The sequence below is a fragment of the Butyrivibrio sp. genome (assembly GCF_024699075.1).
Map to the genome: position 1 here is coordinate 1 of NZ_JAILQF010000095.1, position 7,766 is coordinate 7,766.

Consider the following 7,766-nt stretch of genomic DNA (forward strand, 5'->3'; position numbering starts at 1 on the left):
AGGGCTTAACCTTTACTGTAAGATCAACTTTTCTTCCGTTCAGGATATCAGCGCTGTATGAGCCATTAAGCTTCATATTAAGCACAGAATTAAGATCACCTCTTAGGTTTTCAACTTCCTTGGAAGGTGTCTGGTACATTCTTCCATCCTTAACACAGACTTCTCTCGGAATAGCCATCTGTCCGCACCACTTATCTGAAGGGACATAGCTGTTGCAGGTATCCCAGTTCTGCATCCAGCCTATCATGATACGTCTTCCATCAGGTGTAAGGACAGTCTGCGGCGCATAATAGTCGATACCATTATCGATGCACTGGTCGTGCTCCGGAACAAATTCACTGTCTTTAGTATCCCATCTACCAATAAGAGCAAGGGTTCCGTTACCGCTATTGTATCTTCCAGGAACCGCCTTCATATCCTGGGGGCTTGTAAGAAGGACCCATTCCCCATTTTGGCAAAAGAAATCCGGGCATTCCCACATCTTACCAAATGAATTGCGATTTCTAACAAGTATTCTTACAAACTCCCATTTGAAGCCATCCATGCTCTTATAAAGGAGCATCTGGCCACTTGTATCACTACTTCTGTTACCAACAATGCAGTATATTGTTCCATCTTCAGATACCCAAAGCTTTGGATCTCTGAAATCTATATAACTTCCGCCCTCAGGTACATCTTCAGATGTAAGGACAGGATTATTTTCATATTTAACGTATTCAACTCCATCACCCACTGCTACGCACTGAGTCTGGCATTCAGTTTTACTACCATCAGGTCCTGTCTTTTCAGACACGCCTGTATACATAATAAGATGACGACCATCAGGAAGTTCTACTGCGCTTCCTGAAAAGCAGCCTCTTTTGTCATATTCCTTATCAGGTGCAAGAGCTACAGGAAGATATTCCCAATGAAGCAGGTCACTGCTTACAGCATGTCCCCAATGCATAGGTCCCCAGTGATTATCATAAGGATGATACTGGTAGAACATGTGATACTGACCCTTGTAATAACAAAAGCCGTTGGGATCATTCATCCAGCCAACTCTTGGTGTTAAGTGAAAAGAAGGTCTTTCTTTATCTATCTTGCCTTCGTTTTCTTTTTCATATATTCTTGCTTTGTTAAGTATATCTTCCATGTATAATTCCTTCAATTAGTAAATAACGTGTTTGCATATAATACGGGCTCTGCCTAAGCAAAGCCCGCAGTAAAAATGTGTTACTTTTTTGTCTTATTCTGCATAGAATGAATCGAGATATTTCTGATAAATAGACAGGTACTCTTCAAGACCGTAAGAGTTAAGCTCTTCGATATATGCATCCCAATCAGCATCAGTGAATCCGTTCATGATCCAGTCAGCCTTATGACTGTTAATGCACTTCTGAACATCAGCCTGAAGATCTGAAAGCTTCTTGGTATCTGCTTCTGACATGAATACGTTAGGATATACATACTTGGTATTCATATCAGGTGTATAAACATCTTTGATCCAGTCAAGTCTGTACTGAGCATCATCAGGACATGTTACATATACGCCATAATACTCATCAAGGATAGCAAGAGGTCCACCAACACATTCTGCTTCCCTTACTTCTACAGGTGATGCATCACCAAGAGGTGCATGTTTGAGCATCTGCTCACCATTTTCATTAGTTCCAAGTTCAAAGATATCGAACTCATCATCTTCACCATATGTACCCCAGTTGTTCTGTGGAGACTGGAATGGATCATACATAAGATCAAGCCAAGCACATACAAGTGCAGGATTTTGGGCAACAGATGTAACTACGCATCTGCCTCTGTCAAAGCCTGATGTAAATGAACCATTCTGAGGAGTGATATTTCTTGTATCAGCTGTAAGAGCCGGAAGTGGAACCCAATCTTCAAGGTTGTCTATATTAGCAACATCCCAGCTAAAGCATACGCCGTATCTTCCAGACTTACCCTTTGATACATAAGTTGACCATTCCTGCGTGAAAGCTTCTGAATCAATAAGTCCCTCATCATATAATTTATGAAGCCAAGCGATACCATCCTTGTATCCCATCTGAGTAGCTGAGCAAATAACTTCAAGGTTATCTGTAACAGCTATATGACGGCCTCTGTCTGCATCACCGTATCCTTCACCAAATCCATTGATAAGGATAGCAGGATCCTGGTCACCATCATTAACGATACATGACATAGGAATGATGCTTCCGTCTATACCAAATTCCTTCTGAATAGCATCTGCATTGTCTCTGAATGCGATAAGTACCTGTTCGAACTCGTCTACTGTTGTAGGCATCTCAAGTCCAAGGAAATCAAGCCACTTTTTGTTGATAAAGCTCATATCACCAACAGTCTGGATAGCTGTCTTCTCAGATCCAAGCTGCTCGATCCATGGAAGTGCCCATATGTGACCATTTTCATCTTCGCACATTGAACGGTACTCAGGATACTTATCAAATACGCTCTTTAAATTAGGCATGTAATTATCTATATACTGTTCAAGAGGAATAATAGCCCCCTGCTTAGCATACTTAAGCAGATCACTGTCACCAAAGCCTGCGGAAAAGATGAAGTCTGTAAGTGTATTAACATTGGACATTTCAAGTGTTATCTTGTCGCTCCACTGATCAGACTGAATTGCTGTCCACTGTATCTCTACATTGGTTTCTTCCTGAAGACGTTTAAAGATAGTTCTGTTGTTAGGATCAGACTCTGTATTTGCAGGATAGCTTATAGTTCCTGTAAGTGTTGCCTTCTCTGCAAGTGGGAATGTAAGTTCTGATGCATCTACTTCCTGAAATTCTCCACTTGTAACCTGTGCTGATGACTTTCCACATGCGCCTGCACCTAAAGCCATACACATAGTAAGCGCTGCTGCAATAACTTTTTTTGCTTTACTCTTTCTCATTTTCCCTCTCCTTTAATATAATAGTTCGATATTGGCAATCCCTTCATTACCAATTCTTTATCTAAAAGCGCTTGCGCCTTTAAACCTTATCCCTTTATCGCACCTGTCATGATTCCGTTTTCAAAGTACTTCTGGAAGAACGGATACATAACGATAAGCGGCAAACTGGAAACGATAATTGTTGAGTACTTAAGAAGTTCTGCGAGCTGAGCTCTTGCTGCAGTACTCTGCATATCTGAAATCATTCCTGACTCCGGCTGGTTCTGAATAAGAATAGATCTAAGTACCAGCTGAAGTGGCTGCTTGGAAGCATCATTGATATAGATCATTGCATCAAAGTAACTGTTCCACATTCCTACGAACTGCCAAAGAGCAAGTGTTGCGATGATCGGCACACATACAGGAAGAAGGATCTTAAAGAAATATGTAAGATCAGATGCACCGTCCACTTCTGCTGCCTCTCTAAGTTCTGAAGGAACATTCTGGAAATAGGTTCTTGCAACTATCATGTTCCAAACATTAAATGTGCCCGGAAGTATAACTGCCCACATAGTATCAAGAAGACCAAGATCACTTATAAGAAGATATGTAGGAATAAGGCCACCACCAAAAAACATGGTTATGATGAAAATAGTATTGAAAAATCCTTTTCCCACAAAATCAGGTCTTGACATAGGATAGGCAGCAAGAAGTGTAACAAATACTGACAGAGCAGAAAATATAACTGAATAGATCACTGCATTCTTAAAGCCCACCCATATCTGGTTATTACTAAGAACTCTCTCATAAGCTGTTAAAGTCCACTTCTCAATCTCAAAAGTGATACCCTTATTCTGAAGAGTTATAGGATCCATAAAGGATGCTACGATTATGTATATTATTGGAAGGATAATAGCCACAAGGAAGATGGCAAGAAGCGCATATCCTGTGATCAAAAGTGTCTTATCCGTTCCTGAATATCTGGCAAATTCGCTTTTTTTCTTAATCTGAGCTTTGACATCACTCATATCAAATTCCCCTTCCTTCATTCATCTTCTTAACTATCTGATTCATAGAAATAAGAAGAATAATGTTAATAACGGTATTAAAAAGACCTACAGCTGTAGAAAAACCATAATCGCCATCAAGAAGACCTTTTTTATAAACGTAAGTTGAAATAATCTCTGAAGAAGCAAGGTTAAGATCTGTCTGAAGCGCATAAGCTTTTTCAAATCCAATGCTCATGATGTTTCCAACATTCATAATGAACTGGATAAGGACTATATCCTTAATTGCAGGCCACTCAACAACCTTGATCTGCTGAAGTATGTTGGCACCGTCAATCTTGGCAGCTTCTCTTAAATCCTGACTTGCATTGGAAAGTGCTGCTGTGTACATAATCGAGGCCCAGCCTGCGCCCTGCCAGATACCACTTGCTATATAGATGGTTCTGAACGCTTCAGGCATTGTCATAAAGTTTATGCTTGAATGGAAAAAGAGATTTACAGGTCCTGTTATCGAAAGAAGGATTCGTACTATACCGCAAAGGACGATAACCGATACAAAATTGGGCATGTACAAAACAAGCTGTATATTCTTTTTAAGTCTTACACTCTGAATTCTGTTAAGAAGAAGTGCAAGTATTATAGGAACAGGAAATCCCCATAAAAGACCATAAACACTAAGTTTTAATGTATTGATAAGGTAGGTCATAAAGTCGGGTGATGAAAGAAATCTTTCGAAATGAGCAAATCCAACCCACTCACTTCCCCATATACCCCTAAATGGGTTATATTCTGTAAAGGCGATCATAACTCCGCCCATTGGAATATATTTGAAGATTATCGTCAGCACAAAAGCCGGCATCATAAAGAAAACATATAATTGCCAGTGCTTCTTTATATAATTTAGCTTACTGTGAAAATCAACTGCTACTTTCTCTTTCATATAACCTCCCTAATAGCAATTACCCAGGTATCATAGAATTACTTTTGATAAGCAATATCCTGGTCAGATTATTTTATACAAGATAAAATACCGGATCTGCCGATCTGTCTATGAAACGTTTTTTACGTGAAACGTTTTTTGATGTAATTATGGTATACTCCATTTGTGTTATACACGTCAATAGTTTTTGCCAAATAGTTGTTAATTTTGTCGCTTTTGTAGATTATAAAATGTATATTTTGTAAAAAAAGACAACTACGAAACGTTTCATGAAATTTGTAATTTATTTCATTATGTGCTATATTATTTCATGAACCACAATAAACAAAGATATATTTACCCCCTTCCAATAATCATCTAAAATAGCTATCAAGCCTGGTAATTGTGCGGGATCTGTGCACCTGACATTAAATCGCCGCTACTAAACAGACTCGGAGGATTTCATGAACAAAAAGAGAAATATACCTACTATAAAAGATGTCGCCAAAGAAGCCGGTGTATCACTTGGAACAGTATCCAAGGTCATAAACGGTAAGCCAACAGGTGAAGAATATGTAAAGAAAGTCAATGCAGCCATCAAAAAGCTCGACTATCATGTAAACAGTTATGCGCAAGGGCTTAAGGCCAGCAAGACTTATACTGTAGCGGTCCTTCTTCCAAACACCTACACTCCATTTTTCGGTGACCTTGCGCACTATATTAATATCGAACTTCAAAAGCGTAATTACAGAATGCTTCTAAGCTGTTCTGACTATGACAGAAGCCATGAACAAGACTATATAGATATGGTTCTACAAAACAAAGTAGACGGGATAATAGCACTTACCTATAATCCAAATCTTCAGATACCGGATGATGTTCCTTTTGTATCTATCGATAGAATCATAGCTCCTAATATTCCCTGCGTAGCCAGTGACAACTTCGCCGGTGGTCACCTTGCTGCCGAGATGCTGGCAAGTAAAGGGTGCCAAAAGCTGGCCTTCCTTCGAAAGGGATCAAATCTTGATAATGAGCCTAATAAAAGAAGGGGCGGGTTTGAAAACGGCTGTATGTTAAAGGGGCTTGAATATGAAATGAAGATAATTGACGATGCAGACAGTGACGAGGAATTCCTCAAATTCTTAAAGAGTCATATTCATAATGACAAGCTTGATTTTGATGGTATGTTCTGCGTTACTGATGCTATAGTTTATGATGTTGTTAAATTCCTAAAGGGGCTTAATATCAGAGTTCCGGAAGATGTGCAGATCATTGGTTTTGACGGTGTCAGGATTCATGGCAACAAGGACTACACCTGCTCTTCTATAGCTCAGCCCACTGACAAGATCGCAGAGATGTGCGTAGAACTGCTATTACAGGATAGCATGAGCATCAAGCCTCCGCTTGTATGCCTCCCCGTAAGCTTCGTTGAGGGCGGCACCACCAAATAACTGCCTGTTGATGCGTTGACGCGTTGATGCCGTTGATGCGTTGATCGTTGATGCGTTAATGCATAGAAATTGATTGATACTATAGTATCAATATATTGTAAAAAACATGCTAAAATGCTATAATAATAGCAAAACAAAAGCTCAGGTCATGGAGAATTTACGAGTCATGGAGAATATGAGTTATCTATGGGACACCCCATCTGACGTAGCATTGAAATTAGCCGGCAAAATCAAAGAAATACGAAGACGAAAGAAAATCACACAAAAAGAACTCGCAGGAAGAAGTAATGTAAGTTATGCTACGCTACGCAAATTCGAAAAAACAGGTCAAATATCGCTTGAATCATTTATAAAGCTGACAATGGAACTAGGGCTGATACAAGAGATAAACAATTTATTTACAGAACCTGTATACAATAGCATCGAGGAGGTAATAAATGCAAGTAAATAAAACCCTGGATGTTTATTACCACGGCCAGCATGTAGGTACACTTGCCGAAACTCCCGATAAAAGAATTGCTTTTCAGTACAACCACGAATGGCAAAAAAATGGCTTTTCCATCAGTCCGTTCTCACTGCCGCTACGAAATGATGTTTTTGTACCAAATGAAAGATCTTTAGATCGTTTTGGCGGACTATTTGGAGTCTTCGCTGATAGCCTCCCTGACAGTTGGGGACAATTACTTCTTGATAGATATTTAGAATCAATAGGCTTAAAAAGAGGTGCAGTAACTACAATAGAAAGGCTGGCATATATCGGCAAAAGCGGAATGGGGGCTCTTGAATACAAGCCATCCAAGGAATCTGATTTCAATTTCAATAGCGCAGGGCTGGATTTTGATACTATCGCAAAAGAATGTGAAAAGATTCTCTCATCAAAAAGTTCAGACCAATTAGACATTTTGTTTAAGCTTGGTGGTTCAAGCGGAGGTACTCGGCCTAAAATACTTCTTTCCGAGGACAATCGTGATTGGATAGTTAAATTTCCATCCAAAAATGATCCTGAAATAAGTGGCAAGCGCGAATACGATTATTCATTATGTGCCAAAGATTGCGGAATAGTCATGACCGCCACGTCGCTGATCCCGTCTTCTGTATGCGACGGATATTTTAAAACCGAAAGGTTTGACAGGAAAAATGGAGAAAAGATATTTACTATCACATTTGCCGCTCTCCTTGAAGCTGATTTTCGTACACCATCTTGTGACTATGAAACATATTTCAAATTGACTCGTGCACTTACCAAAGATGCAACATTTGACAAAGAACAGCTTTACAGGATAATGACTTTCAATATCGCCTCACATAACCAAGATGACCATACAAAAAATTTCTCTTTTATACATACTGACCAGCAGGGATGGAAACTGGCACCGGCCTATGACATTACTTACAGCGACACATACTGGGGCGAGCATACAACATCTGTAAATGGTAAAGGTAAGGATATATCAAAAGACGATATCATCAAAATTGGGGTAGGATCCGGTCAATTATCTACAGACTTTTGTAAA

The 7,766-nt window shown here is 39.5% G+C and carries 7 protein-coding genes; 3 read left to right on the forward strand and 4 right to left on the reverse strand.

Translation table 11 applies throughout. The features are described from left to right. The 4 genes from K6G87_RS03770 to K6G87_RS03785 all read right to left on the reverse strand — a co-directional run. Positions 1-1,135: glycoside hydrolase family 32 protein (locus K6G87_RS03770; RefSeq protein ID WP_296834101.1), on the reverse strand; the 1,135-nt coding region annotated here is incomplete at its 3' end. 93 nt (positions 1,136-1,228) lie between these two features. Continuing rightward, positions 1,229-2,896, reverse strand: coding sequence for an extracellular solute-binding protein (locus K6G87_RS03775; protein WP_296834104.1), 1,668 nt, complete (start codon positions 2,894-2,896; stop codon positions 1,229-1,231). 86 nt (positions 2,897-2,982) lie between these two features. Further along, a complete protein-coding gene (locus K6G87_RS03780; RefSeq protein ID WP_296834107.1) occupies positions 2,983-3,903 on the reverse strand; it encodes a carbohydrate ABC transporter permease in 921 nt (306 codons plus the stop codon). A gap of 1 nt (position 3,904) precedes the next feature. Further along, positions 3,905-4,822: an ABC transporter permease gene (locus K6G87_RS03785; protein WP_296834110.1), complete on the reverse strand. Its 918-nt coding sequence runs from the start codon at positions 4,820-4,822 to the stop codon at positions 3,905-3,907. 443 nt (positions 4,823-5,265) lie between these two features. On the opposite strand from K6G87_RS03785, the gene K6G87_RS03790 reads away from it, so the two are divergent. The 3 genes from K6G87_RS03790 to K6G87_RS03800 all read left to right on the forward strand — a co-directional run. After that, complete coding sequence (locus K6G87_RS03790; RefSeq protein ID WP_296834113.1) at positions 5,266-6,252, forward strand: LacI family DNA-binding transcriptional regulator; 987 nt, start codon at positions 5,266-5,268, stop codon at positions 6,250-6,252. 166 nt (positions 6,253-6,418) lie between these two features. After that, positions 6,419-6,703 (forward strand): helix-turn-helix domain-containing protein, encoded by a 285-nt coding sequence (locus K6G87_RS03795; protein WP_296834116.1) that lies wholly within the window; start codon positions 6,419-6,421, stop codon positions 6,701-6,703. Further along, on the forward strand, positions 6,690-7,766 hold a 1,077-nt coding region (locus K6G87_RS03800; RefSeq protein ID WP_296834120.1), incomplete at its 3' end, for a type II toxin-antitoxin system HipA family toxin. The genes K6G87_RS03795 and K6G87_RS03800, both read left to right, overlap by 14 nt.

Excerpts from the sequence above, each read along its gene's own strand:
- K6G87_RS03775 (WP_296834104.1), bottom strand. The coding sequence starts at position 2,896 with ATGAGAAAGAGTAAAGCAAAAAAAGTTATTGCAGCAGCGCTTACTATG.
- K6G87_RS03780 (WP_296834107.1), bottom strand. The coding sequence starts at position 3,903 with ATGAGTGATGTCAAAGCTCAGATTAAGAAAAAAAGCGAATTTGCCAGA.
- K6G87_RS03785 (WP_296834110.1), bottom strand. The coding sequence starts at position 4,822 with ATGAAAGAGAAAGTAGCAGTTGATTTTCACAGTAAGCTAAATTATATA.
- K6G87_RS03790 (WP_296834113.1), top strand. The coding sequence starts at position 5,266 with ATGAACAAAAAGAGAAATATACCTACTATAAAAGATGTCGCCAAAGAA.
- K6G87_RS03795 (WP_296834116.1), top strand. The coding sequence starts at position 6,419 with ATGGAGAATATGAGTTATCTATGGGACACCCCATCTGACGTAGCATTG.